Origin of the sequence: Undibacterium pigrum (assembly GCF_003201815.1) — a bacterium.
Classification (GTDB): domain Bacteria; phylum Pseudomonadota; class Gammaproteobacteria; order Burkholderiales; family Burkholderiaceae_D; genus Undibacterium; species Undibacterium pigrum.
In genome coordinates this window covers 207046-232004 of the sequence record NZ_QJKB01000007.1, presented here as the reverse complement: position 1 = coordinate 232004, position 24959 = coordinate 207046, and the positions used below count along the sequence as shown (strand labels likewise).

23 protein-coding genes are annotated in these 24959 nt (G+C 52.2%); 8 read left to right on the top strand and 15 right to left on the bottom strand.

Annotated features, from left to right (window positions below; all coding sequences use genetic code 11):
• Positions 1-3: 3 nt before the first annotated feature.
• From DFR42_RS20050 to DFR42_RS20040, 3 genes are all read right to left on the bottom strand, one after another.
• On the bottom strand, positions 4-1203 hold the full coding sequence (locus tag DFR42_RS20050) for a chromate transporter (RefSeq protein WP_110256808.1): 1200 nt from the start codon (positions 1201-1203) through the stop codon (positions 4-6).
• A gap of 12 nt (positions 1204-1215) precedes the next feature.
• Entirely contained in the window at positions 1216-2202 is a 987-nt protein-coding gene (locus tag DFR42_RS20045) for a chromate resistance protein ChrB domain-containing protein (RefSeq protein WP_110256807.1), read from the bottom strand.
• Positions 2203-2424: 222 nt separating this feature from the next.
• Complete coding sequence (locus DFR42_RS20040) at positions 2425-3306, bottom strand: LysR substrate-binding domain-containing protein (RefSeq protein WP_110256806.1); 882 nt, start codon at positions 3304-3306, stop codon at positions 2425-2427.
• Between the two features lie 184 nt (positions 3307-3490).
• Between DFR42_RS20040 and DFR42_RS20035 the strand changes: the two genes are divergently transcribed.
• The 3 genes from DFR42_RS20035 to DFR42_RS20025 all read left to right on the top strand — a co-directional run bounded on the left by DFR42_RS20035 (position 3491) and on the right by DFR42_RS20025 (position 5729).
• Positions 3491-3886: a RidA family protein gene (locus DFR42_RS20035; protein ID WP_110256805.1), complete on the top strand. Its 396-nt coding sequence runs from the start codon at positions 3491-3493 to the stop codon at positions 3884-3886.
• A 1-nt stretch (position 3887) separates the two neighbouring features.
• On the top strand, positions 3888-5024 hold the full coding sequence (locus DFR42_RS20030; RefSeq protein WP_110256804.1) for an NADH:flavin oxidoreductase: 1137 nt from the start codon (positions 3888-3890) through the stop codon (positions 5022-5024).
• 159 nt (positions 5025-5183) lie between these two features.
• The gene (locus DFR42_RS20025) at positions 5184-5729 is read left to right on the top strand and encodes an HAD family hydrolase (protein ID WP_110256803.1); all 546 of its coding nucleotides are present in this window, start codon (positions 5184-5186) and stop codon (positions 5727-5729) included.
• Here the strand turns inward: DFR42_RS20025 and DFR42_RS20020 are convergent.
• Both DFR42_RS20020 and DFR42_RS20015 read right to left on the bottom strand, forming a co-directional pair.
• The gene (locus tag DFR42_RS20020) at positions 5702-6529 is read right to left on the bottom strand and encodes a substrate-binding periplasmic protein (protein ID WP_110256802.1); all 828 of its coding nucleotides are present in this window, start codon (positions 6527-6529) and stop codon (positions 5702-5704) included. The genes DFR42_RS20025 and DFR42_RS20020 overlap by 28 nt on opposite strands.
• A complete protein-coding gene (locus DFR42_RS20015; protein ID WP_110256801.1) occupies positions 6526-8154 on the bottom strand; it encodes a methyl-accepting chemotaxis protein in 1629 nt (542 codons plus the stop codon). Before DFR42_RS20015 ends, DFR42_RS20020 begins: the two co-directional genes overlap by 4 nt.
• Before the next feature lie 309 nt (positions 8155-8463).
• On the opposite strand from DFR42_RS20015, the gene DFR42_RS20010 reads away from it, so the two are divergent.
• The 3 genes from DFR42_RS20010 to DFR42_RS19995 all read left to right on the top strand — a co-directional run bounded on the left by DFR42_RS20010 (position 8464) and on the right by DFR42_RS19995 (position 10588).
• A complete protein-coding gene (locus DFR42_RS20010) occupies positions 8464-8979 on the top strand; it encodes an O-acetyl-ADP-ribose deacetylase (RefSeq protein ID WP_110256800.1) in 516 nt (171 codons plus the stop codon).
• A 613-nt stretch (positions 8980-9592) separates the two neighbouring features.
• A complete protein-coding gene (locus DFR42_RS20000; protein ID WP_110256798.1) occupies positions 9593-9976 on the top strand; it encodes a lysozyme inhibitor LprI family protein in 384 nt (127 codons plus the stop codon).
• Positions 9977-9979: 3 nt separating this feature from the next.
• Complete coding sequence (locus DFR42_RS19995; RefSeq protein WP_110256797.1) at positions 9980-10588, top strand: hypothetical protein; 609 nt, start codon at positions 9980-9982, stop codon at positions 10586-10588.
• Positions 10589-10602: 14 nt separating this feature from the next.
• Here the strand turns inward: DFR42_RS19995 and DFR42_RS19990 are convergent, their stop codons facing one another.
• The 3 genes from DFR42_RS19990 to DFR42_RS19980 form a co-directional block, all read right to left on the bottom strand.
• Complete coding sequence (locus tag DFR42_RS19990) at positions 10603-13095, bottom strand: ATP-binding protein (protein ID WP_110256796.1); 2493 nt, start codon at positions 13093-13095, stop codon at positions 10603-10605.
• A 12-nt stretch (positions 13096-13107) separates the two neighbouring features.
• Positions 13108-14115, bottom strand: a complete 1008-nt coding sequence (locus DFR42_RS19985; protein WP_110256795.1) for a substrate-binding domain-containing protein — start codon at positions 14113-14115, stop codon at positions 13108-13110.
• 401 nt (positions 14116-14516) lie between these two features.
• On the bottom strand, positions 14517-16496 hold the full coding sequence (locus tag DFR42_RS19980; RefSeq protein ID WP_110256794.1) for a methyl-accepting chemotaxis protein: 1980 nt from the start codon (positions 16494-16496) through the stop codon (positions 14517-14519).
• 644 nt (positions 16497-17140) lie between these two features.
• Here DFR42_RS19980 and DFR42_RS19975 point away from each other — a divergent pair.
• Positions 17141-17725 (top strand): RDD family protein, encoded by a 585-nt coding sequence (locus DFR42_RS19975; RefSeq protein WP_110256793.1) that lies wholly within the window; start codon positions 17141-17143, stop codon positions 17723-17725.
• A gap of 379 nt (positions 17726-18104) precedes the next feature.
• Here DFR42_RS19975 and DFR42_RS29025 read toward each other — a convergent pair whose 3' ends face one another.
• From DFR42_RS29025 to DFR42_RS19950, 6 genes are all read right to left on the bottom strand, one after another.
• Complete coding sequence (locus tag DFR42_RS29025; RefSeq protein WP_146218913.1) at positions 18105-18380, bottom strand: hypothetical protein; 276 nt, start codon at positions 18378-18380, stop codon at positions 18105-18107.
• A 185-nt stretch (positions 18381-18565) separates the two neighbouring features.
• Positions 18566-18943, bottom strand: coding sequence for a hypothetical protein (locus DFR42_RS19970; RefSeq protein WP_110256792.1), 378 nt, complete (start codon positions 18941-18943; stop codon positions 18566-18568).
• A gap of 115 nt (positions 18944-19058) precedes the next feature.
• Positions 19059-20363: a Xaa-Pro dipeptidase gene (locus tag DFR42_RS19965; protein WP_170133594.1), complete on the bottom strand. Its 1305-nt coding sequence runs from the start codon at positions 20361-20363 to the stop codon at positions 19059-19061.
• Between the two features lie 134 nt (positions 20364-20497).
• Positions 20498-20827, bottom strand: coding sequence for a DHCW motif cupin fold protein (locus DFR42_RS19960; protein ID WP_110256791.1), 330 nt, complete (start codon positions 20825-20827; stop codon positions 20498-20500).
• Positions 20828-20868: 41 nt separating this feature from the next.
• Positions 20869-21510: a Vat family streptogramin A O-acetyltransferase gene (locus tag DFR42_RS19955; protein WP_110256790.1), complete on the bottom strand. Its 642-nt coding sequence runs from the start codon at positions 21508-21510 to the stop codon at positions 20869-20871.
• A 5-nt stretch (positions 21511-21515) separates the two neighbouring features.
• Positions 21516-22109 carry a phosphorylase family protein gene (locus DFR42_RS19950; RefSeq protein WP_110256789.1) on the bottom strand — a complete coding sequence of 198 codons (594 nt, stop codon included), beginning with the start codon at positions 22107-22109 and terminating at the stop codon, positions 21516-21518.
• A 357-nt stretch (positions 22110-22466) separates the two neighbouring features.
• Here DFR42_RS19950 and DFR42_RS19945 point away from each other — a divergent pair, with 357 nt between their 5' ends.
• Entirely contained in the window at positions 22467-24215 is a 1749-nt protein-coding gene (locus tag DFR42_RS19945; RefSeq protein ID WP_170133593.1) for a DUF4214 domain-containing protein, read from the top strand.
• Positions 24216-24298: 83 nt separating this feature from the next.
• Here DFR42_RS19945 and DFR42_RS19940 read toward each other — a convergent pair whose 3' ends face one another.
• Complete coding sequence (locus DFR42_RS19940; RefSeq protein WP_110256787.1) at positions 24299-24946, bottom strand: pyridoxamine 5'-phosphate oxidase family protein; 648 nt, start codon at positions 24944-24946, stop codon at positions 24299-24301.
• Positions 24947-24959: the final 13 nt, after the last annotated feature.

Below are 24959 nucleotides of genomic sequence, written 5' to 3'. Positions count from 1 at the left end.
CCTCTAAGGGTGAAGCAAGGGGTAAATGAGCAGACCCAGAACCGCTGCGGCCGCAACGATGACAGGTTCCTGCAATTTCTTGAACTTCCACAACAGGAAGATACTGACCAGGGCAATGGCTGCGGTCGGCACATCCAGTATCGAGCGTTTGGCAATCACCAGTACCGAGCCGGCAATCGCCCCGATTGCCGCTGCGGTAATGCCATCAACAAAAGCAATCACGCCAGGCAACTTGCCATATTTTTTAAAGTAAGGTGCGGGGATGACGGTGAACAGATAGCAGGGTAAAAATGTCGCCAGCGCTGCCACCGTCGCGCCCGGCAAGCCAGCTACCAGATAACCGATAAAACCCACCGTGATGACCACAGGCCCTGGTGTGATCATGGCAACCGCGACCGCATCGACAAACTGCTTGTCCGTCAGCCAGTGATGTTCAGTCACCACGCCGCCGTACAGGAAAGGCACAATCGCCAGGCCAGAGCCAAATACAAAGGCACCGGCCTTGGCAAAGAAGATAGCGATCTGCGTCAACAGCGATGCGTCCTGTGTAGTCAGCATGCTGCCTATGACTGGCAATTGCAGCAGCGTCAGGCTGCCAAGTTTGCCGCCACCCAGCCATGCTGGTGGTGCACGCAACAGCCAGACCAGTACGCCCGCTGCGATAAACAGCCAGGCGATTTCTGTCTCGGTGATAAAAGTCAGTGCTGCCAGCAAGAGATAGATGGCCCACAGCAACTTGTCCTTGCCTATGCTTTTTTGCGTGAGCTTTTTGGTGCTCATGACGATGATGCCAACTACCGCAGCGCCAACACCATAAAACACTGCCTGCATCCAGGCCAGGCCGCCATAGCTGGTATAAGCCCAACCCAATAACACCACCATCACGAAAGAAGGCAGGACAAAGGCAATGCCTGCCAGCGTTGCACCCCAGATGCGGTAATGTACATAGCCCATATAGATGCCCAGCTGCGCCGCCAGCGGGCCGGGGGCCAGTTGTGCCAGCGCCAGCCCCTCTTTGTAATCGGCTGGCGAAATCCAGCCGCGCTGCTCAACCAGGTCGCGCTGCATATAACCTACCAATGCCACCGGGCCACCAAAGCCCAGCGCACCCAGGCGCAGCATGTAAAGTACCATTTGCCACAGCGTATAAACTGGTGCGCTCTCGATGGTGGCTGGATTGGGATCAGGCTGGCTCTGGCTCATTGCTGGCACCTTTTATGTTGTACTTGGCTGCACTTGAGAAAAATGCTGGTAGAGGGCATCCAGCACTACGCTCATCTTGTCCAGCAAATCATCATCGTTACGGGCGTTTGGTCTGGCACCAGCCAGCATGGCTTCAAAGCCGCTGGCCTCGGGCACGAAGCCATTACCCACGTCCAGCACATGCACCATGGCACCCAGACGTTGCAAGCCACGGTCGCCTTCCAGATCAAAGCTGGCCAGCAAGACCTCAAAACTGACACGCTCGCCGATGTGGGTAAATGCTGCACCATCAAAATCAAAACCCAGCGCATCCGACGGGCAATCATTGACGGACTCCAGCCAGACAAAGCGCGCCCGCTTGTCGATGAAGCGGCGTATCAACCAGGCACAGGCCACCCTGTCCACCCACAGGTGCTGGCGGGTGGCCCAGGTACGGCCCTGATAGTCATCGATTGCCAGCATCTTGATTGCCGCCTGTACTGCCTGCGGCTCACCGACTGATAACAGACTCTCTGCCGCCTGCATGAAATCCATCCAGGCAGCTTCAAGCGTGTTACTGCCATCGCCAGGGAAGTAATCTATGCTTTTGAAAGCCTCATATTCTCGTCGCATCTTGCGCAAGAGCTTGGTAATTTCTTGCGGCTTTAAATTGCATAAACCGGGGCGTGCATCTGCCAGGGTTTGCAGCCAGACAGCATATTCACCACTACGGTCAAACAAGGTCTGGAAGGCGAGATTCTCATCTTCAGTCTGCGCCCAGACATGCAATAACCAGGCGCTGCCGCCTTCACGCAAGCTTTCTTCTGATAAATCCTGCAGTGCCTGTTGCTGAACGTCGCCAAAAGGCAGGAGATAAGCACCATCACGCAGGGAACCACAACCCAGGGCCTTGAGATTGCGCCAGATGCGCATCCGCCCTGTTGCACTATTTGTAGGCAGGCTCAGCACCAGCAATAGCCAGCGGGCAGCAGGGTCAGTAGTGATAGTGTGTGTTTTCATGAAACACATTCTATACAATAATATTAGTTATTACAAATTTTGTAGAGATATTTACTTATTTAATTTTTCCTGGATAATCAAAAGCATATTGTCAGGGGAACTCATCATATGAAAAAAACAATATACCAGGTTTTCCACTGCTGCCTTGTGAGTCCAAAGACATAACTCAGCTCATCGATGGACAGAGTTATCTTCTTCGTCGGGTAGCCTGGAAGCCTTCTTCTATCCGGGCAACTGGCTGCGTAACCATGCTAATGCAGATTCGACATGCGGCCCGGGTATATGACCAGCACTCCGAATTAAATGATAGGTATGCCCAGCTACGCCCGGGCCAAATGGCTGCACCAGGCGCCCGGCAGCGATGTCGTCAGCTAACAGATCCAGGCTCAACAAGGCGATACCCTGGCCTGCCAATGCTGCCTGAATCGCATGGCCTTCATCCGAGAAAATAAGCTGGCTGCGACTAAGCTTCCAGGGCAGGCCTGCTGCTGCAAACCAGTTTTTCCAGGTAGGGTTGAGCGGATGGTCGTGGGTCCATTTGAAATCAATCAGCGGTAACTGGTTCAGATCAGCCGGCTGTATAGTGCCAAGCAAGGGGCTGCACACAGGCGCGAAACTATCGGTCAACAGCGGCTCAGCGACCATGCCTGGATAGGGCCCCCGTCCGTAACGTATCGCTATGTCGGCAAGCTCCGTTCCCAGATCGACTGCCTGATCGGACGCGTGCAGCTCAAGGTCTATTTCCGGATACAACTTTTGGAAACCCTTCACCCGCGGCGCTAACCAGTGCGCCATGAATGCATTGGTCGTCGAAATGATGACGCGGCGGCGTGTCTGAGGTTTCCCCAGATGCTGCAGCGTCATCTCGAAAGCATTGAAACCATCACGCAGCACTGGATACAAGGCCAAGCCAGCATCAGTCAAGACCACTTTGCGTACCTGCCGCTCGAACAGGCACAGGCCAGTGTACTCCTCAAGAAGGCGAATCTGATGGCTGATGGCAGTCGCTGTAACCGCCAGTTCATTGGCTGCCTGCTTGAAGCTGCCATGGCGGGCCGCCGCTTCAAACGCCCGTAGTGCTGAGAGTGAGGGGAGTCGCCGCATTGTGACTATAGATAAAAAAGAGATGAAAATAACAGATGAGAAAACAGATGAAAAGACAGATGAAAATAAGTCATGTTATGCCTGACAACATAGCGTTTGTCAACGCAGAGGCGCAGGTCTATCTTCTCGCTGCGGCCCTGACAAGCCGGACACTTTTCTACTAACTCGATGAAAGGAGCAGATCATGCTCGAACGAATTATTACCCAGCCAGACAACTACGAACCCTACCTGCTTTCTCAGGCGATCAAATTTGGCAACCTGCTCTTCGTTTCTGGCCAGGCCGGTGCAGGTGAAGATGGCAAGATCGTCGCTGGCGGTTTTCGTGCTCAGGGCGAGCAGGCCTTCGCCAACCTCAGGCGCGCACTGGAAGCTGGTGGTTCTGGCCTGGCAGATGTCATCAAGGTCACCATCTTCGTCACTGATATGGGCAACTTCAAAGAAGTCGTGGAACTGCGTCGCCAGTTTTTCACAGCGCCCTATCCTGCAGATACCATCGCCGAAATCAAGGCCCTGTACGATCCCGCGGCCATGATAGAGATTGAGGCTATCGCCGCGATACGTCCTCATGCGGGGAGCTGATATGAATGCCACCACGACACCTGATACTCATCTGCACGACTGCCTTTTCCAGCCGGTCTCCATAGGCCGGATGACGCTTAAAAATCGCCTGGCAGTAGCACCCATGACACGCATCAGCGCAAGCGATGGGGGCTGCGCGACTGAGCAGATGGCACGCTATTACACCGCTTTCGCCAAAGGCGGCTTCGGGCTGATCATCAGCGAGGGTATTTATACGGACAGGGCTTACTCGCAAGGCTACTTGAACCAGCCCGGCCTGTCTGATGACCACCAGCGCGATGCCTGGACCAAAGTAGTTGATGCGGTCCATCAAGATGGGGGACGCATGATTGCCCAGTTGATGCATGCAGGCGCGCTCTCGCAGGGCAACCCTTACCGCAGCGATACCTTGGGCCCGTCTGCAGTGAGGCCTCAAGGACAGCAGATGAGCTTTTACAGGGGCAAGGGCGAGTACCCAATACCACATGCAATGGCTGACGACGCAATCACGGAAGCGATCAATGGCTTCGCCGCTGCGGCAGTGCGCGCAAAACAAGCTGGCTTCGACGGTGTAGAAATCCACGGAGCGAACGGCTACCTGCTTGACCAATTTCTTAGCGAAGGCATAAACCTGCGCAACGACCGCTACGGCGGCGACATCGCATGCCGTCTGCGCCTGATCATCGAGGTCGTGCAGGCGGTACGCACGGCGGTTGGCCCTGAGTTCACGCTGGGTATGCGTATATCCCAGGGCAAGGTCAACGATTTCACGCACAAGTGGCGCAATGCAGAAACCGACGCTGCGCTCATCTTCAGTACGCTGGCAAAGCTGCCAATTGACTATATCCACACGACTGAATTTGAAGCATGGCAAAGTGCCTTTGGGAACGGTCCCAGCCTGGCTGCACTTGCCAGGCAATATGCAGACTTGCCCGTGATCGCCAATGGATCACTGCATGATCCCACGCGCGCGGCCAACTTGATAGCCAGCGGTCAGGCCAATGCCATATCGCTAGGACGAGGTGCGCTGACCCATGCAGACTGGCCAGCACGCGTCTTGCGCGGCTTGCCACTTAATAATTTTGACCCCGGGATATCGTCCCCGATTGCCGACCTCAATAATGAAGAGCACCACCGACTGGAGCATGTACATGCCTGACATTAGCTTGCTTGATACTTCGTATCTCAAACAAGATTACAATATCGAAAAACCTTGGCCGTTGTAATATCTGGCTGAAAGTCTGACTAAGCACGATGAAAGTCTGGAGCAGATTTTCGGCCACTTTGCCTTACTGCGTTTTGCCAATACACCAGCGATATGACATCATCACAGCAAGTTAAATTAATCGTCTTCGATCTGGATGAAACACTGGTTCACGCCAGCACAACTGAGTTGGGCCAGCCTGCTGCATTTTCGTTTCCTCCCTACTTTGTATATCAGCGCCCTTTTTTGGCCGACATGCTGGCCGCGCTGGCACCACATTTTGATATGGCAGTATGGTCGTCTTCATCGCGAGAATATGTGGATGCCGTGGTCACCCAAGTCTTTGGCACTGATTACCCGCTCAAGTTTGCCTGGTCGGTCGAGCGTTGTGTGCAACGGGTAGATGTCAGAAGCAATAGTTACGTCTACATCAAGGACCTGAGAAAAATCCAGGGCCAGGGTTATACACTGGATCAGATTATGATGGTAGATGACTCACCTGAAAAAATCGCCAGGCAACCAGAAAATCATGTAGCGATTGCGCCCTACCATGGCGAACAGAATGATCGTGGCTTGCTGGATCTTATTGAGAATTTCAGCTTAAAAAAACACAAAATAGACCAAGCGCCAGCTCAAGAAAAAGGCGAACCAGGCTCTTGATATCGTTCGTATATCCTCTTCAATTCCCCATTTTTCTCCAGCACAACCAGTGCTGCAGCTATCTTCCTGACTAGTTCAGGATGCATGGTTTTTGTCATGCCCATGTAGAACTTTTCTGTCAGCACTGGTTTGCGTAACAACCTGATTTTATCTTCCAGGCCAGCCTGGCGTATCGCCAGACCTATGCCTGGAGAACGGTGGCAATAAAAACGCCCGCGTCCCGCCAGCAGTTTCTTCAGGTTGGAGGCGGAGGAAGTTGCGCTGTCATCTATCTTCAGGCCCCCCATCTGCGTCAGGATATCGACGATACCAAAACCCCGCAGCGTCAATATGATGCCCTCATTGCCCAGCTTGCGTATATCGTCCCAGTCTTCCAGCGCGATAGTGTCGTCTGCCCGCACGGCCAGCAAGTAATTAACGGTGAACAGCGGTGTCGCAGCAAACTGATATTGCGAGGTGTTGCGGGCGATGCGCTGCACGCCACAGATAACATCGATGTTGCCCGACTTGAGGCTGGCATCGATGCGTGCACGGGGTTGCCAGGTCTGGTCACCAACAAAATGCAAGTCAGTGTCAGCCTTTTCCATGGCCCGCATGATGTCCACACATATCCCGCCGACTGCTGCCCTGCCCTCAGCATTGACGATAGCAATGTACTTGGGTTCAGATGCCTCCTGGGCTGCAGTATGTATTTCCGTGCCAGCAAAGCTGGGCAACGTGAAGGGCAATAATAGAGAGAATGACAGCAATACATCTCGCAGCAATACAGCGAGATGGCAAAATTTCACACGCGAGTTCATTGCCTGTATGCCAGCCTCTTGTCGGATGTCACTACCTTGCCTGAAGTCGACGCATAGCTGCCGGTGCTGGCCTGAGAGAACTGTTGCTGAACTTTGAAAATACTGACCACATTCGACAAATTGCTGGCCTGGTCCTGCAGGCTTTTTGCCGCAGCTGCGGCCTCTTCCACCAAAGCTGCATTTTGCTGGGTGACACCATCCATTTGTATGATGGCATTATTGATCTGGTCTATGCCGGCAGACTGTTCTTTGCTGGCATCATTGATTTCATTCATGATGGTCGTTACTTTTGCCACGCTATCGACGATCTCGGACATGGTCGCACCTGCCTGATCGACCAGACGCGCGCCCTCGCCCACTTTATCGACAGAATCAGAAATGAGGGCCTTGATTTCTTTCGCAGCGCTGGCTGATCTTTGTGCCAGGTTGCGCACTTCTGAAGCCACTACGGCAAAACCTCGTCCCTGCTCACCCGCACGTGCAGCTTCTACCGCCGCATTCAGGGCAAGGATATTGGTTTGAAACGCAATACCATCAATGACGGCAATGATATCGACAATCTTCCTGGATGAATCACTGATAGCGCCCATGGTGACTACCACTTGCGACACCACCGCCCCGCCTTTCACCGCAGCATCCGATGCTGCATGCACCAGTTGATTGGCATCACGGGCATTTTGTGAATTCTGCTTCATGGTACTGGTCAGCTCTTCCATGGAAGATGCGGTTTCTTCCAGTGAGCCAGCCTGGCTCTCGGTACGGGCAGACAAATCCATATTGCCGGTGGCAATATCAGTGGATGCACCGACGATGGTGTCTGTGCTGGTACGCACTTCACTAACGATTTTCTCCAGACCGTTGTTCATGTCCTTCAATGCCTGCATGAGCTGGCCGGTTTCGTCCGTCGATTTGACATCGATCTTCGTCGTCAGGTCACCATCAGCAACACTACGGGCCAGCGACAAGGCGTGGTGCATGGGACGCGTAATGCCTATCGTCAAAAACCAGGCGCAGGCAGTACCAAAGATAATAAACAAGATGATCAAGGCACTGATCAGCATAAAACTGTTTTTGGCGATGGCATCGACTTCCTGGCTGAGATCATCCACATCCTTTTTTTGAAACTCAAGGAAATCAAGTTCACTCTTTTGATAAGCGTCTGATACTGGCATGAATTTTTCAAACAGCTTGGCGGCTTCATCCGCCTGACCGTCTTTTTTCAACTTGGTGATCTGGTCACGCAAGGCAATATATTCCTTGCGCACAGCGATGATATTGTCGAGCAGTTTTTTCTCTTCAGGGAAGGCGATATGCTCTTCCATGTATTTTTGAATTTCATTATTTCTAGCCGTAGATGCCTTGGCGTCATTGACAAAATATTCTGCCAGTGTTTCATCACTGCTCTTTACGATGGCCAGCGTGCGTTTCAGCCCGGCCACGGTGATACGGTACCATTCCTCGGTCATGCGTTCTTTTTTCAAAGGCTCCTGCATCATGGAACGGGTACTGTCAGCCACCTCGTTCAAGCGCCATAAACCTATCCCGGAAGAAATCGTCGCCAGCAGCATCACCAGTCCAAAGCCCATGGCGAGCCGTATGCCTATATTCAGATTTTGAATTTTCATTGCCTGTCTCCAGATATTTTTATAGTAAGGCACTGCAGAGCCGGGGTTTGCACTTATATATTGGCGGGCAACTCCCCCTTCCTCGCCTGTTTCCCAAGGATGTCATATCAGGAAAAGCAAGATTTCTTTGTTTTACTTCTTTCTAGCATATTAGGCAATTGCTATTTTGCAAGTCAACGATTGCAAAATAGTATTAAAATAACATTAAAATAGTCTCGCCATGCCAGCTCACAGAGAGAAGACAGGCTGCTATCAATATCGCATTTTTATTGTATTTTGACACTTACTTTTGCTTAGCCCATCACATCCATGCCACAAATCCTCGCCATCAGAGCCGACATCACCAGGCTGCAAGTAGATGCCATCGTCAATGCTGCCAACTCCTCCCTGCTGGGCGGCGGCGGTGTCGATGGCGCCATCCATCGCGCAGCAGGGCCAGACCTGGTTCATGAATGCCGCCTGCTGGGTGGCTGCAAAACTGGCCAGGCCAAACTCACCAAAGGCTACCGCCTGCCAGCCACCTGCGTCATCCACACCGTAGGCCCCGTCTGGCGCGGCGGCGAACAGAGTGAACCAGAGTTGCTGGCATCCTGCTACCGCAACAGCCTGGAGCTGGCTGCCGCAAAACAATTACGCAGCATTGCCTTCCCCAGTATCAGCACGGGAATTTATGGTTATCCAATAGAACTGGCGGCACGTGTTGCTATCAATACCATCATGGCCGCGGCGGCAGAATATCCGGTCATAGAAGAGATTATCTTTTGCTGTTTTTCTGATGGGGATCTTGCGGTGTATGAGGCGGTAATACGAGAAGTCCATCAGTGATGGGATTTAATTTCGAATCACGCAGTTTATATAGCTGACGCATTGCCGCGGTTTTGAAGTTGGGGTTGCTGTTGCTGTTGCTGTTGCTGTTGCTGTTGCTGTTGCTGTTGCTGTTGCTGTTGCTGTTGGGTTTGACTTTGCGGTTGATGTTGTTTTTGACGTTAGCAGTTCCCATGTGTCGACGCCGTTTGTGCATTACAGAAAATGGAAAAAGAAGGACCGCTGTTTGAGCGTAGCGAGTTTCGGGCCTTCCCATTTTTTGTACTGCACAAACGGGAACCCCCTTCAGGGGGCGACGACGCCTGGGTCGCCTTTTTGGCCCACCTTTTTTGGCGAGACAAAAAGGTGGGTAGCTGCCGGTCTACCACCGGCCGGCAATCTAGAATCACGTGTGTATGCATTTGAAAATCAAGTCGTTCAAAGCACCACGATTCAGATGCTAATGCACTTCACGAAATGCTACGAACGCCGCTGGATTCCAGCTAAACCCACGCTGGAATGACGTTAAGAAAAATCTCGTTAATTAGGAATCAATCAGCCCGGTAGCACACCGAAATTTCAGACTATAATCCAAATAATAAAGCAACTTCACCATCACCTTGACGAGCCCACCATGCGCAACCTCATTCTCCTCCTCACCCTCGCCTGCGCCAGCAGCCTCGCCCAAGCCATTGATTGCAACAAAGCCTCCAACACCATGGAAATCAATGAATGCGCTTCCATAGAACAACAAAAGGTCGAAGCCAAACTGAATCAGGTGTATCAGCGCGTGCTCAAAGGCATGGAAAAAGACTATGCGTCTGACGGCAATTTTGCTGATATGAAAAAAGCTTTCGTCAATGCCCAGCGCGCCTGGATCAAGTTTCGCGAAGCTGATTGCGATGCCGTCTATCAAAAGAATATAGGCGGCACCATACGCAATGTCATGCACATCAGTTGCATGCAGGCTCGTGCAAAAACGCGCATTGCAGAGCTGGAAGACTTCGAGAAAAATTAAACCATGCGCGTTAGTGAAGCTCTCGAGCTTAGTGATGAGCACTATCTGCATCCTGTAGAAATAAGCGGCTACCTCATTATCTCCAGCCACTTTGTTTGTCTGCTCGAAGATGAAGCGGCCAGCAGATCAAAAAATGGACAGAGGGGCATACTGGTGAATCGTGCTGCACTTTATCCACTGGAAGAGCAGGCGGTTCCGGGTTTGGCTGGCGGCTCAATTTCGATTGCAGGTAACATCAGTTTAAAGGCAAGCATTACGCACACCGGAATCGCGATTACACCGGCGTATCTGCCTTACATTTATGAATTCAGATTTTCCATGCCCAGGCATCCGGAAATCCCTGTTTTTTCATATAAGCATGGTGACACTTTTGTTGATGTTTACTTGCAGACGCCAGCAAACTTAACGGCTAGCACATTGCGCCTGTTGAAGCCTCTATTCCCTTCGTCACTGAATGTCATGGAACTCAAGCAGCTATTGACAACAGTAGCAGAACATCAGGTTGGCAAACACGTGCGCGGTGAAGAGTTGCAAGCTCTCATCAGCATACTTGATGCGGCTGGCTGTGCATGGCGCACCAGCGAATGCCCAATCCATTGGGGTGCGCCTTAGCAAGTGTGCACCTGTCAGGCTTGGTGACAGTCAGCCTCCCCCTGCAACACCGGCGCACACAAAGGCAGGACCAGAATAAAACTGCTGCCCTCACCCAGCTTTGACTGCAAACTGATAGACCCGCCCAGTATGCTGGTGACGATGTTATAGGCGATGCTCATGCCCAGGCCAGAACCGCCCTTGCCCAGCTTGGTGGTAAAGAAAGGGTCAAACACGCGTGACTGGTGTTCGTCCGGTATGCCCAGTCCATCATCACTGAAAATGATTTCTACCAGCCCGCCAGCTAGCGGATGGGCGGTCAGCTTCATCTGGCCCTTGCTGCGGCCTTCAAACGCATGTGACAGTGCATTGGTGACAAAATTGGTGAGTACCTGTCCCAACGGGCCGGGATAACTGTCCATCATGATGCCGCTGGCCAGTTCGCAATGCATGCTGTGCCCGGTTTTTTTATACATGGGCACCAGGGTGGCAATAATTTCTTCCAGGGTTTCCTTGAGCATGAAGGGACGGCGCTGGTTGCTGGACTGGTCAACCGTGACTTGCTTGAAACTGCTGATCAGTTCATGGGCGCTACCGAGGTTGCGCATCAGCAGCTCGGTGCCTGTAGTAATAGTGCTCAGATAATATTCTATGGTGGAGCGACGCAGCTTGCCCGATTGCAGTTCTGCCCTGAGTGTGCCGGACTCATCCTGCAAGGTGCTGGCAACGGTGACGCTATTGCCTATCGGGGTATTAAGTTCATGGGCGATGCCTGCCACCAGTGCACCCAGTGCTGCCATTTTTTCTGAGCGCACCAGTTCATCCTTGGTACGGTTCAGGGTGTTCATTGCTGCTGCCAGTTCGCGGTTGGTTTGCTCCAGCGTAATGGTGCGTGAATGTACCCGGGATTCAAGCTGCTGGTTGATCTCGCGTATTTCCTGCTCTACTTCGCGCTGACGGGTGATGTCGACACAGCAAAAAATATAGAGCATTTCATGCTGGAATTCTATAGGGCGGCCAAACAGCTCGCAGGTGATGATGCGCCCATCCTTGCGTCTTTGACGCACTTCAAAGCGATTCAGGATATTGGCGCTCTGCAAGGCACGCACCATTTTTTCGCGCTCTTTGAGATCTACCCACAGATTAAAATCACGCGAAGTTTTCCCTACCACGTCTTCACGCTTGAAACCAAACTGCAGCAGCCAGAAATTATTCACGTCGACGAACTCGCCATTTTCAAGGCGTATCAGGGCCAGTGCCATCGGTGATAACTGGAAGATGGCAGAAAATTTATACTCGCTCTGTATCAGTTCCTGCTCATGGCGCTGACGCATTTGCAGGGTTTCGAGGAAGGCATTAAACCATGCCACCAGTTCGGTAATTTCATCCTTGCCATTGGGTAGAGGCAGGGGTTTGCTGATATCGAATTTATTCTCTTGCAGTTGCCGGAAGCCGTCAGAAATCGCCCTGACCGGTGCCACGATATTGCGCTTGAAATGCCGTACTGCCAGAGCAATGACAGCAAAGCACAGCAGCATGACGATGGTGGCCAGCAAGGCAATACGATTGACCGGCGCCAGCAGGGTTTGTTTGGGGATGACACCAAACACGCACCACAAACCATCTGCAGTGCAGGAATAACTGACCAGGGCATTGTGCTGGCGTAACTGCACATCTGCGATTCCTCTTGCACCCATAATACCCGCGCCACCTGCCCTGGCATTATTTTGCAAGCTTGCCAGTTCAGGTGGTGCGGCCCGGCCTATCTCATCATGTGCAGGTGCATAGACCAGTCGCCCCTTCGCATCTGCCACCATCAGATAGGCTTCACGCCCCAGGTCAAGGCGCGAGAAATTTTCTGCCAGGTAGTCGGTGGAATAATTAATCAGCAACATGCCTGTCGCCACCGAGTCCTGCTTTTCTTCAGAATAGCGGCGTATCACCTTGACCGCTGTCAAGACCTTGCGCACTGGTGAGGCGGTATTCAGATTATCTTCCACGCCCAGCCATATCAGGGATTGTTGCGACCTGACAGCAGCATCATAAATACGCTGACGCTGGGCATCATTGACAACAGGCACGGCCAGGGTATCACCAACATAAAAGCGATTGCCTTTGGCAGTAAACAAGTCTATCGACACCAGGCCCTTGAGATTGGTATAGGCATTGAGGCTCTGACGTATGCCAGCCTGGGCAGACAGGTCATCATAGGAATTACGTTCGCTTTTCTGTGCGGTATCAATATTGGCAACCGCCGCGCCGATTTCTTCTATGCTGGCGATGCGGGCTGCCAGGCTTTCTATCTGCGCGGTTTGCAGCAGCAGATAATCCCGCTGGTTGCTCACCAGTTGGGCGCTATAGCCGCTGGCCATTTCCAGCATGGTGCGTTTGACCATATCAAAGGAAATGACGGCATAGGCCAGCAAGGGCAGTACGCTGACGATCAATAGATAGGCAATCAGCTTGATCGTGATGTTGGGCTTGATGTATGGCCTGATGTCTGGCTTGATGTCGAGCTTGGGATTCAAGGTCTGGCCTGTTTATTTCAAACTGTCTGCGGTGACCAGACGTGTGTCGATAATAGTGGTTGGTGGCACCTCATCACCTTTTAAACGGCGAAATGCCAGCATGACACCGACATAACCCTGTTCGGCCGCACTTTGATCTACCGTTGCCAGCAAACGCCCCTGCCTGATGGCAGCCACGGCTTCTTCCAGCGCATCATAGCCAATCACGGCCACGTCAGTCTTGCCACTATCCTGCAAGAACTTGATAGCACCCAATGCCATCATGTCGTTGGCGCAATACAAGATACGTATATCGGGATGCTCAGCCAGCAAGCGCTTGGTGACTTCGCGCGCTTCATCGATTTTCCAGTTGGCCGATTCCCTGGCGACCAGTTTGATGAACTTGTTGCTGGCAAAAGCCTGCTCTGCTCCCTGCACCCGCAAGCGTGAATTTTCTGTGCTGCGTATGCCTTCGAGGATGGCGACAGCCGTCGGTTTTTTGATCTGGTCGACGACATGCTTCACGGATTCAAAACTGGCTTTTTCATTGTCCACGCCGACAAAGGGAATTTTTTGCATGCCCTGGCTTTGCATGGCAGGTGCATCAAGCCGGTTATCCACATCGATAATGACGATGCCCTGGTCCTGGGCTTTTTTCAGGATAGGCACCAGGCGCTTTGAATCGCCAGGCGCAATTACGATGGCGGCTATCCTGTTTTGTATCAGCTCATCGACTATCTGTATTTGCTGCTCTATCGACGTTTCTTGCGCCCCTGTCTTGACCAGCAGTTCTACCCCGTATTCTTTGGCTGCGCGGCGCGCGCCCTGCTCCATCTGTATGTAATAGGGATTGGTCAGGGTCTTCATCACCAGGGCAATGCTGACGCTGGGTCTGGATTTGGCAGAGGCAGTGACAGCCAGGTTTTTTGCAGGGTCTGAAGCAGAACCGGCTTTGCCCTTGCCCATCTCATCCTGGCAGGCCAGCAGCAACAGCGCAGACAGCGCCGCCACGATGGTCAACAGCGATCTACACATATTCATGATATCTCCTGGACACGGGTTGAGCACAAGTTGGACAAAAGATGGACATAAGTTGCACATAAGTAAGGCAGGATACTGGCTTATGCTAACACCAAGCATAGGCAGTCAGGGTTAATGGAAGGCCGTATGCATTTGTGAACTTTTGTCAATCATGTGCAAGTCCGGGAACTGGTCTGTACAGCATGGATATTTTCTGTGTAATTTGACAAGTCAGTATGGTTTTTTCTCATCATGATTCTTATAAAAAAAGCAGCCCTGAGGCTGCTTAAGAACATAGATGCGACACATGCATAGGGAGCACAATATCAACACCGAGGAGGAGTATGTTCAAGCAACAGCATACTCAACTGCGATGACGACAATATGACAGCGCCATTTTGATTCATGGCGCAACAGCTTCATCAAAACTCTTCCCAGTCATCGTTAGTGTTTTGAGCTTTCTTGCTACCTGTGCTTGCAGGCTTGCTGACTTTCGCAGCAGCTGCAATTCTCGGCGCAGTTTGTGCAGCGGGTTTTGCTTTTACTGCCGCTCTAGGTGCGTTGTGAGTGGCCACACCGGCCGCAACTGGCTGCCTGCCATCATCAAGCTTGAACATGCTGATGATTTGCGACAGATGTTCAGCCTGTTCTTGCAGGCTCTCCGCAGCGGCGGCAGCTTCTTCCACCAGGGCGGCATTTTGCTGGGTCATTTCATCCATCTGGGTGACAGCGCGGTTAACTTCTTCTATGCCTGAGCTTTGTTCCTGGCTGGCCGCAGTGATCTCGCTCATGATGTCGGCGACCTGCTTGACCGAGGTGACGATCTCGCCCATGGTCTGCCCGGCTTCATCGACCAGGCGCGCACCTGAGTCTACCTTGCCCACCGAGTCATCGATGAGAGATTTAATTTCTTTGGCGGCAGTGGCCGAGCGTTGTGCCAGGTTGCGCACCTCGGATGCCACCACGGCAAAGCCGCGCCCTTGCTCACCCGCGCGAGCAGCTTCCACCGCCGCGTTCAATGCCAGGATATTGGTCTGGAAAGCAATGCCGTCAATCACGCTGATGATGTCAACAATCTTGCTGGAACTGTCCTTGATGGACACCATGGTATTGACCACTTGCGACACCACCTGACCACCCTTGCCTGCCACGGTGGCGGCAGAAGCTGCCAGCTGGTTGGCCTGGCGTGCATTGTCGGCATTTTGTCTGACGGTGGAAGTCAGTTCCTCCATGGATGAAGCGGTTTCTTCCAGTGAACTGGCCTGGCTTTCTGTACGCGCAGACAAGTCGGCATTGCCTGCGGCAATTTCGCCTGATGCCAGCCTGACTGAACCGCTGGTGGCGCGTATGTCTATCAGCACCGCGGCAATCTTGTCGACAAAGCGGTTAAAGGCCTCGCTGATTTGCGCCAGTTCATCGCTGCCATCAGCAGCCAGACGGCGGGTCAGGTCGCCTTCACCCGTGGCGATATCGGCCATGGCATCACGCACCAGTTCCAGGCGCTTGAGGGCGCGGGCAACCAGGGTGGTCAACAAAAGCGCTGCCAGTGCCACCACGATGATGGCAGTCACTGCCGATGTTGTCAGCATGGCTGACAATGCATGGGTGGCCTCGGCACGGTCCAGCACAGTGGCCAGCAACCAGTCAGTACCAGCGATTTTGGTGACGAACAACATGCCTTCGCGACCATTCAAATGAATGATGCTACTGGTCTTGGAAGCCTCGGTGGCGGTCAGCACTTCTGTCGTCAGCTTGGCATCAAGTTCACTGAGTGGTTTCAGCGTCAGTTTTTCATTGGGATGGGCAATGATCTTGCCACTGCCATCGAGCAGGAAAGCATAGCTGGCAGGAGTAGGCTTGATGGAGGCGACATTGCTGGTAACAGCATCGAGCATGACGTCGGCTGCGGCCACTGCCTTGATGCTGCCCTTGGGGCCGATGGGGTCGGCAAAGGTGACCACCAGTTTGCCGGTGCTGGCACCGATATAGGGCGTGGTGATGATGGGGCCACCTGCTTCGCTGGCCTTGATGTACCAGGGGCGTGCAGTCGGGTCATAATCAGCAGCGCGTTTGCGCTCTTGTGAAAACACCGCGTGCTTGTCGGCAAAGCCTATGTAGGCCATGTCAAACACACCCGCCTGTTCACCTGCCTTGAGTGCACCTATGGGTTCTGGCAATTCTGCCGCCAGCTTCAGCGAGGCGACTGCTGCCTGCTTGGACTTGACCCATTCGGTAATCGCGCTTGCATGGCTTTCAGACAATTGCAATAACTGGCTGTTGAGCGCATCCATCGTGCGCGAGCGGGTAGTAAAGAAATTCGCTACTACCATGGACAACATGGCTATCACTACTATGGTCACACAAATGCTGATGAGCTTTCTACGCAGTGACGAAAAAAACATACCAGTTCTCCAATACTTAAGTAATGAAACTGACGCACATCGCCAGTTCCTAAAAAGTCGGGCAGGATAGTCTAAAACGCGAACCCTTGCAGAATAGCATCCATTCCATGAAGCGGTAAATCAGGCAATTTCAGGCAATTTGATAAATAGCTTGTGCATATCGCCATATTTTTCTTATATGCCTATCTACTTCTCCTGGATTTACTTGTTAAAAACAGTTGCAATTTTGCGACGTTGCCACCTGCCAATATTATTCGCAAATTTAAGGCATTCTCTTAGTGCGGCATCCCGGTTTTCTTATCATTTTTATTGCATTTTTATCGCGACGCGGTAACAAGTGGCTTTACTGCAATTGTTAATTTTCTTTATGAATCAGATTGCTTACCCTATTGGCTTTGATTTCCTATTTAAGCACTGGTATCTTGCATTACTCACGAGTGAGTGATCACCCAGGGCCACGGCCTGCTGATATGCAATCGTTAAATGCCAGAGGCCATGTTTATCCAGGCCAAACAACGCTGATTGTCATGCTGCACCTGAACAAAAATGCGCTCTGTGTAATATCTTGCAACAAATTCACCCGTATGCCGCCTGATGCATGAACTATCATGAATCGGGCTCCCTCAATCTGACTTAAAGCAAAAATGGATGCACTACGCGCACAATTGCATGAAAGCTATACGTCAAGAGAGACGGGAGACTTGCTCGCGCTCGGCATCAGGCCGGGTTTGCATGAGCATGAATATGCGACGATAGAATCAGTCTTGTCTGTGCGCGGCGTCGATGTATCAGCATTACGTGAACAGCGCAGCCAGCACCTGAGAATTGCCGAGGTTGCCCATGCCGATGATGCAAAACTGGCTGGCGTTCCCAGACGTTTCATCGCGCAGATGATCGATACCGCAGGCGTGGCCTTATTGCTGGTGCTGCTGGGTTTGCTGATCACGGTAACCATGCCCAATCTGTTCAAACAAACCAACCGGGCTATCCTGATATTGTGGATGCTCTACCTGCTGTTCAAGGATGGCTTTGACGGCCAGAGCCTGGGCAAGCGCATCATGAAGATACGTGTAGTACAGGCCGGCACTGAGCACCCCTGCAATTTGCAGCAATCCCTGTTCCGCAACCTTGCCTTGCTGACCGTGGTCGACTGGGCATTTGCCCTGGGGCGCAGGCAATTACGGCTGGGGGATATGTTGGCGGGCACCAAGGTGGTGAGGGAAGAGTAAGTGCTTTGGTGGTTTATGTTGGCGTATATTGACGATTATTCCATTCAATATTTTCGCAGCATATAGTCATCAGATTCGTCGTAACTATCTATTCGTTTTTAATACCTGCGCGCGTGAATTAAGATTGCCGGTCGGGGGTAGCCCGACAGCTACTCACTTTTCTTGTCTCGCCAAGAAAAGTAAGCCAAAGAAGGCGACCGAGGCGTCGCTGCCCCCTGAAGGGGGTTCCCTTTGCTGCAAGTCAAAAAATGGGAAATGCCCGAAACTCGCCTGCGGCTCAAACAACGGTCATTTCTTAATCCATTTTCTGCCTCGCAGCAAAGGCATCGACACATCGGAACGGCAAAGATCAACAACAACCCCAAAGTCAAAAACAACGTCAATACAACCGCGGTTCGTATTGCGCTGAATAATTTCGATCAACGATAGCTAGGTTTGCTGTTGCTGTTGCTGTTGCTGTTGCTGTTGCTGTTGCTGTTGCTGTTGCTGTTGCTGTTGCTGTTGCTGTTGCTGTTGCTGTTGCTGTTGCTGTTGCTGTTGGGTTTGACCTTGTTCTTGCTTTTGACTTTCGCATTTCCCATGTGTAGCCGCCGTTTGTGCTGTACAGAAAATGGATTAGAAATGCCCGTGTCTGAGCGTAGCGAGTTTCGGGCATTTCCCATTTGTTGTACTGCACAAACGGGTACCCCGCAGGGGCGGCTACGCCTGGGTCGCCTTCTTTGGCTTACTTTTCTTGGCGAGACAAGAAAAGTGAGTAGCCGCCGGTCTACCACCGGCCTGCAATCTTAAATGACGTGTGGAGGTAGTAAAAAAGCAAATACATAATCACAAAGATATTTCTTACTTATTCCCCTGCACCATCTGCGCATCAATATCCGCCAGACATTCCTGACCACGCTGCGTGATCGTCATCTTGCCCGTCTCTACATTGACTTCAATATGCGCCTTCTTACCCAGGAAGGTGGCTACCGGACCCGGCAAACTCACTTCAGGGTCATTGGCAATGGCACGTAAGCCATCTATGCATTGTTTGATGAACAAGGTTTGCCTGCCGGTCTCAGTCAGTTCCAGCGTGCCATCCTTGCGGTAAGTCATGAACTTGATGCCGCACAGGCGCTTGGCATTGCGGCTGATGCAGGCATTTGGCTTGGTATTGCGCGGCAGCTTGCTTAATTGCTCCAGTGCGTCGTATTCATCTATGCTGAGTTTTTGATTCATTGCTGCTTTCTAAAAAAGAGACGCAAATTAGAATGAAGAATCACCATTTTTTTAGTTTTTCTTCTGATCTTCTCAGTGTCTCTGTGCCTCTGTGTTGAGAGGTCTTGAGTTAAAATTACTTATAAACCTTGCCATTCTTCATGACGAAATTCACTTTCGTCAGGCTTGTCACATCCGCCAGCGGATCAGCATCGACAGCGATGATGTCGGCCAGCTTGCCCACCTTGATGCTGCCAAGCTTGTCTTTCAAACCCAGCAAATCTGCGGCACTGATCGTGGCTGCCTGTATGGCTTGCATGGGTGTCATGCCATATTTGACCATGTAATAAAACTGCTTGCCATTATCGCCATGCGGGTAGACGCCAGCGTCTGAGCCAAAGGCCATGCGGGCACCGCCTTGCATGGCAGCACGGAAATTATCGCGTTGCTTTTGACCTATCTCTTTTTCCTTGGCCAAAGACTCTGGCAGGAAACCGGCTTTTTCGCCTTCGCCAAGAATATAGTCGTCATTATAGATGTCCATGACCAGCCATGTGCCATGTTGTTTGGCCAATTTGATGCCTTCAGCATCAATCAGGCTGCTGTGCTCGACAGAATCGACACCCGCGCGTATCGCATCACTGATGCCGCTGGCACCGTGGGCATGGGCGGCAACCTTGCGGCCCAGCTTGTGGGCTTCCTGCACGATGGCCTGCATTTCTTCCAATGTATATTGCTGGGCACCCGCAGCATCGCCTTTGGACAAGACACCGCCAGTGGCGCAAATCTTGATGACATCTGCACCATATTTGGCCATTTCACGCACTTTGGCGCGTGCTGCCCAGGGGCCGTCGGCCACGCCCTTGCCGGTATCATTGTATTCTGGTGGCAGTAAATTATTATCGCAATGGCCACCCTTGATGCCTATGGCATAACCGGCTGCGAGTATGCGCGGGCCAGGGAAGTCGCCATCATTGATGGCGTCGCGCAGGGCAACGTCAGAAAAACCTTCAGAGCCAACGTCACGCACGGTGGTAAAACCTGCATGCAAAGTATCACGTGCGGCCCTGACGCCATAAAGGGCGGCGCGCACTGTGGAGGTGCCCAGCGAACTATAGCCGTGCTGGCGCGGGTTGCTGGTCAGATGGGTATGGGCATCGATCAGGCCGGGCAAGACGGTGGATCTGGACAAGTCGATGACTTTGACCGTGGCTGGAATTGGCGTGCCAGCGATGGGCGCGATGGAAATAATGCGCTCGCCTTCGATCACGATGAGCTGGTCGCGCAAGACCTTGCCGCTCTCCACATCCAGCAGACGGCCAGCCTTGATGGCGATGGTTTCCAGAAGGAGTGGTTTGTCCTGGGCATGTGCCTGGCCTGTGGCCATGACAAGACTGCACAACATGCTGCTCAATAAGACGGATGTCAGTTTCTTATTCATTGCTGGTCCCTATGATATTTTTATATGGAGTGTTCATCTTGCTGGCGTAATCAGCATTGCAGCAATAATGATGCCAGCGAATATACCATAGGGGTGTAGCCAGACCGGGCAATGCAAGCCGGGCAGCCTTGCGACTAGTCCACGATAAACAGCTTTGCTCCTGTCGCTGTCGATGAACGGTGCGCCTCTGCACCATCGGCAACCTGGTAACTCATGCCTGCTTTCAAGCTCAGTACGCGGCCATCCTCAAGTTCGGTCAGCATTTCACCTTCCATGCACAACAGGATATGCCCTTTGCTGCACCAGTGGTCTGCCAGATAACCAGGTGTATATTCGACCATGCGCACGCGGATATCTCCAAACTTGCAGGTGCGCCAGAAAGCTTTGCCAGTGATGCCAGGATGCTCGGTTTGCTCTACAGCGGACCAGTCAGTCGTGCCAAACGGGATATCTGATATTTTCATATGCTGCTTTACATTAATGAAACGGAATTGGAGGGCTTATATTATTCAGCCTGCGCACAAGCCTTCAAGGCGCCTATATCAGCTGTCGTGATGACGCTGATATGGCGGCTGATTTTTTCTACCGGCCAGTCCCACCAGGCGATTTGCTCCAGTGTCTCGATAACATCTGGTGTAAAACGCTGGCGTAGCGGCTTGGCCGGATTGCCGCCGACAATGGTGTAGGCAGGCACATCGCTGACGACGACAGAACGTGATGAGATGATGGCACCATTACCTATCTTCACGCCTGGCATGATGAGGGCCTCATAGCCTATCCAGACATCGTTGCCAATGACAGTATCACCCTTGTAGGGCAAGGCTTCCAGGTCCATGGGCGTTTTTTCCCAGCCATGGCCAAATATCTGGAATGGATAAGTCGATACCCCCGCCATATTGTGGTTAGCCCCATTCATGATGAACTTGACACCACGGGCAATGGCGCAAAACTTGCCGATGATGAGTTTGTCGCCAATGAAGGGAAAATGATAGAGCACATTGCGCTCGAAATTTTCTGAATCATCCGGGTCATCGTAATAGGTGTAGTCGCCTATCAGGATATTGGGATTGCTGACGGTATTCTTGATATAACAAACCTGGGGGAAGCCCTGCATGGGGTGGGCGTTTTTTGGGTCTGGTCCGTGCATAAAATTTAGTGTTGGATGTCGTCTAGTAACTGGTTCAGCGCCTTGGTCATCGCCTTGATCGAACCCTGCATATCCCATTCATCATTGTCGACATTGACGAAATTGGAGACCGCGCGCAATTCCAGGAAAGGCTGGTCTTCCTGCAGGCAGGTATAGAAGAAGGCTGCACCTTCCATATTTTCCAGATCAACAAATTCAGTGTCAACATAGTGAGCCATTGCCGCATTAAGTGACATGCTGCGCGCACGTAAAAACTCGGTGCCTGCCGGGAGATAAGGGCAACTCAGGGTATGGCGGCGCTCAAATTCCATATCGATGGGCAGATGGGCAAGATGGGTAAAGCCATCTGGTGTGAAAAAACCCAGGTCACCTTCGACTTCTGTTTCCACCAGTGCCACATCCCCCACCTTGAAGCTGGAATGTGGATAAGCCCCGGCGATGCCTGCCATGATGAGCATGTCTGGCTCATATTCATAAATGGCCCTGAGTGTAGAGTGAGCCGTGGCAGTGAGCCCCACGCCTGAGACAATGGTGATAATGCCCTCACGCTGGAACAGGCTGGCTTCAGTCTGGGTAGGAAAGAGAACGACGATTTTCATGATGTGGTGCTTTCTGCTGGTGTGCCGATGTGCTGGTCTGCCGGTGAGCCTGAGCCATGAGCAAGGAGCCGATGTAGGGTATTTTATCAAGCGTGCAGTGATAACTATATCGAATTGACTGGTTTTTTAAGTGCTGTTGTATGAATTGCCCTGAATTCTTTTGGCATATACTGCTTAAATCAGGATTTTGCCGTCTGGCAAGAATGGCATTATGCCTGGTCCCAGGCGTGAATTTCTTTCGTAGATTTCCTCTTATGAGGGGCCTGGACACTGAAATTTTGAAAAAGTTTGCCGTAAACCAAGGGATGCATACTTTTTTTCATATCAACATTTGCTGCAGATAAAGCGGGTGCAATGATGGCCAAAACCAATAAAGAATTTGTCACAGGCTTGTTCCAGATCTTGTGGGACAGACAACCAGATCAACAGACCGTGGATTTATATGCCTCGCGTCTGGATTCTGGTTTGCTGACCCGCGCCGGGGTGGAATACAATTTTTTGATCGCACCGGAATACAGCCCGGCGGCAGAGCAGATTGTACGCCTGTACCTGGCGGCCTTTAACCGCATTCCCGACACGGATGGTTTTGTGTTCTGGATGGGGGTACACAGAAACGGCGGCAGCAATAGCCAGATTGCCGATGTGTTTGCCCACTCTGAAGAATTTGTCAGCAAATACGGCGCAAAATTATCAAATGCACAGTATCTCGATCTGATCTACCAAAACGTGCTGGGGCGCCCAGCCGATATCGCCGGGCGCAACTACTGGGTAGAAGCGATGAATAACGGCATGCCACGGGGCGAGATACTGAACCAGTTCGCCCAGTCACAAGAATTCAAGATTTCTGCCTCGACCAAGGTCTATGCCAGCGTGGTGTACACGACTCTCATAGGCCGCATGCCCACCGCCGCCGAAGCTGCTGCGGCACCCACCAATGTCGAGCAACTGGTCCTGAAAGTAGCGCAGGCGTCAGAAGTAACTCCTACGCTGGGAAGCATCAGTTATTCTGCACCGGCCTTTGTAGAGCAACAACTCAATGATGGCAGCATGACCAGCAGCATCATATTAACGCTGACTGGCGATACCTTCAAAGGTAATATCGGTAGTGCGCTGGGCAAGCTAACCAATGTACCGACAGGCCTGACCGGCACCCTGATCAAGACCACCGATACCACGGCAACACTGACCCTGAGCGGCAAGGCAACGGCACATGCCAGTATCAATAATGTCGCCAACCTGACAGTCACGCTGGACAATACCTCTTTTACCGGTGGCAAGGTCGTCAATATCCTGAATGCAGTCAAGACTGATTTGCAGATCAATTATCTCGACATCCCACTCACTGAAGTCAATCATTTGCTGAGCGGCAAAGGTGCTCTGACGACGCCTCTGGTGATAGATTTGAACATGGATACGCTCACTCTCGACAGCAAGCCACTGGCCTTGCTGAGTGGCGAGGTCAAGCAGGTGGATTATGTCGACCTGAGCCAGATCGCACCGGCCAGCACCAGTACGGGAACAAGCACGGGTACGTCTGGCACCAAGGTCACAGTAACCACGACCATCAAGGGCGATGAAGCCAATAATTTGCTGCTAGGCTCCAACTACGCCAATTTTTTCACAGGTGGTGGTGGCCACGACACCATGCAGGGCGGCATTGGCGTTGACACCTATGTGTTTGGCATTACCCCGGTTGCCAATGGCGTCGACACCATCACCAATTTCACCATAGGCAAGGGTGGCGATGTATTGAATTTCTCAGCCTTTTTGAACAAGACCGGCACCACCAAGATCGCCGCCGTGAATGCGGCTGCCACCACACCCAAGGCCTGGGCCAATGGCGACGTACTGACGGTCCAGGGCAATGCCCTCGACCCATCCAAACTGGCAGCCCTGTTTGGCACAGGCAAGGCCTTCACCGGCCCCACCGTCGCCAGCAAAATGGTACTCATCACCGCCGATATTATTGGCGACGCCAGCATCTGGTATGTGATTAATCAACTCGATGTCAACAACATCACACCAGACGAAATTGTCCTGGTAGGTACGCTGAAAAATATCAATAACCTGAGCCTGGTGGGTTTTGATGTGACGAATTTCTTGTGATGCAGGGATGAGGTCACCAGAAATAATTACGTCTTTCCTTAGCTGGAATGACGTAATTATCCATCCTGGCTTCAAGCCGCTGATTACCTCACCCAGTTCCGCACATAATCCGGCGCAGCCATACTGCACAGGCTATCAATGATGGGTTCGCCATGTACCTGCACTAAAGGCAGGACACCAGCCCATACCGGGATATCCATATCCTCTTCAGCATCTTCCGGGCCGCCGCTGCGTATCTTGACTGCAGCCTCATCAAGTGCAATACGCATGACGGTGGTGGCGGCCATTTCCTTGTCATTGCCCGGCCTGCACTGAGCTTGCCTGCCGGGTGCCAGTTTTTCCATGAATTGCGCCAGAGCGAGATGCTTGTCGGCCTCGTCCCCTAGTTTTTCAAAGCAGCCATAGATCATGGCAGAGCGATAATTCATAGCGTGGTTGAAGGCGGAACGGGCCATGACCAGACCATCCAGATGGGTGATCGTGACACAGGCTTGTATGCCACTCGTCAGTATCTTGGTCAGTCGCCCGCCGTTCGAGCCATGGATATACAAATACCCATCCTGCCGCCAGCAGGCAGTGGGGATGCAGTGCGTGCCCTTGGCATCCTGAAAAGCAATATGGCAAAGATAGGCCGCATCAATGACGGCATGCAGGCTGGCTTGTTCATAGCTGGCCAGTTCTGCCAGGCGGCGTATGCGGGTGCAGTCTGTGGGTGCGCTGCTGGTATTCATGAGATATATCCTG

What these genes read in the sequence shown, in the direction of transcription:
- DFR42_RS20050 (WP_110256808.1), bottom strand. Translation starts at nt 1,203, where the DNA reads ATGAGCCAGAGCCAGCCTGATCCCAATCCAGCCACCATCGAGAGCGCA.
- DFR42_RS20045 (WP_110256807.1), bottom strand. Translation starts at nt 2,202, where the DNA reads ATGAAAACACACACTATCACTACTGACCCTGCTGCCCGCTGGCTATTG.
- DFR42_RS20040 (WP_110256806.1), bottom strand. Translation starts at nt 3,306, where the DNA reads ATGCGGCGACTCCCCTCACTCTCAGCACTACGGGCGTTTGAAGCGGCG.
- DFR42_RS20035 (WP_110256805.1), top strand. Translation starts at nt 3,491, where the DNA reads ATGCTCGAACGAATTATTACCCAGCCAGACAACTACGAACCCTACCTG.
- DFR42_RS20030 (WP_110256804.1), top strand. Translation starts at nt 3,888, where the DNA reads ATGAATGCCACCACGACACCTGATACTCATCTGCACGACTGCCTTTTC.
- DFR42_RS20025 (WP_110256803.1), top strand. Translation starts at nt 5,184, where the DNA reads ATGACATCATCACAGCAAGTTAAATTAATCGTCTTCGATCTGGATGAA.
- DFR42_RS20020 (WP_110256802.1), bottom strand. Translation starts at nt 6,529, where the DNA reads ATGAACTCGCGTGTGAAATTTTGCCATCTCGCTGTATTGCTGCGAGAT.
- DFR42_RS20015 (WP_110256801.1), bottom strand. Translation starts at nt 8,154, where the DNA reads ATGAAAATTCAAAATCTGAATATAGGCATACGGCTCGCCATGGGCTTT.
- DFR42_RS20010 (WP_110256800.1), top strand. Translation starts at nt 8,464, where the DNA reads ATGCCACAAATCCTCGCCATCAGAGCCGACATCACCAGGCTGCAAGTA.
- DFR42_RS20000 (WP_110256798.1), top strand. Translation starts at nt 9,593, where the DNA reads ATGCGCAACCTCATTCTCCTCCTCACCCTCGCCTGCGCCAGCAGCCTC.
- DFR42_RS19995 (WP_110256797.1), top strand. Translation starts at nt 9,980, where the DNA reads ATGCGCGTTAGTGAAGCTCTCGAGCTTAGTGATGAGCACTATCTGCAT.
- DFR42_RS19985 (WP_110256795.1), bottom strand. Translation starts at nt 14,115, where the DNA reads ATGAATATGTGTAGATCGCTGTTGACCATCGTGGCGGCGCTGTCTGCG.
- DFR42_RS19980 (WP_110256794.1), bottom strand. Translation starts at nt 16,496, where the DNA reads ATGTTTTTTTCGTCACTGCGTAGAAAGCTCATCAGCATTTGTGTGACC.
- DFR42_RS19975 (WP_110256793.1), top strand. Translation starts at nt 17,141, where the DNA reads ATGGATGCACTACGCGCACAATTGCATGAAAGCTATACGTCAAGAGAG.
- DFR42_RS29025 (WP_146218913.1), bottom strand. Translation starts at nt 18,380, where the DNA reads ATGCCCGAAACTCGCTACGCTCAGACACGGGCATTTCTAATCCATTTT.
- DFR42_RS19970 (WP_110256792.1), bottom strand. Translation starts at nt 18,943, where the DNA reads ATGAATCAAAAACTCAGCATAGATGAATACGACGCACTGGAGCAATTA.
- DFR42_RS19965 (WP_170133594.1), bottom strand. Translation starts at nt 20,363, where the DNA reads ATGAATAAGAAACTGACATCCGTCTTATTGAGCAGCATGTTGTGCAGT.
- DFR42_RS19960 (WP_110256791.1), bottom strand. Translation starts at nt 20,827, where the DNA reads ATGAAAATATCAGATATCCCGTTTGGCACGACTGACTGGTCCGCTGTA.
- DFR42_RS19955 (WP_110256790.1), bottom strand. Translation starts at nt 21,510, where the DNA reads ATGCACGGACCAGACCCAAAAAACGCCCACCCCATGCAGGGCTTCCCC.
- DFR42_RS19950 (WP_110256789.1), bottom strand. Translation starts at nt 22,109, where the DNA reads ATGAAAATCGTCGTTCTCTTTCCTACCCAGACTGAAGCCAGCCTGTTC.
- DFR42_RS19945 (WP_170133593.1), top strand. Translation starts at nt 22,467, where the DNA reads ATGGCCAAAACCAATAAAGAATTTGTCACAGGCTTGTTCCAGATCTTG.
- DFR42_RS19940 (WP_110256787.1), bottom strand. Translation starts at nt 24,946, where the DNA reads ATGAATACCAGCAGCGCACCCACAGACTGCACCCGCATACGCCGCCTG.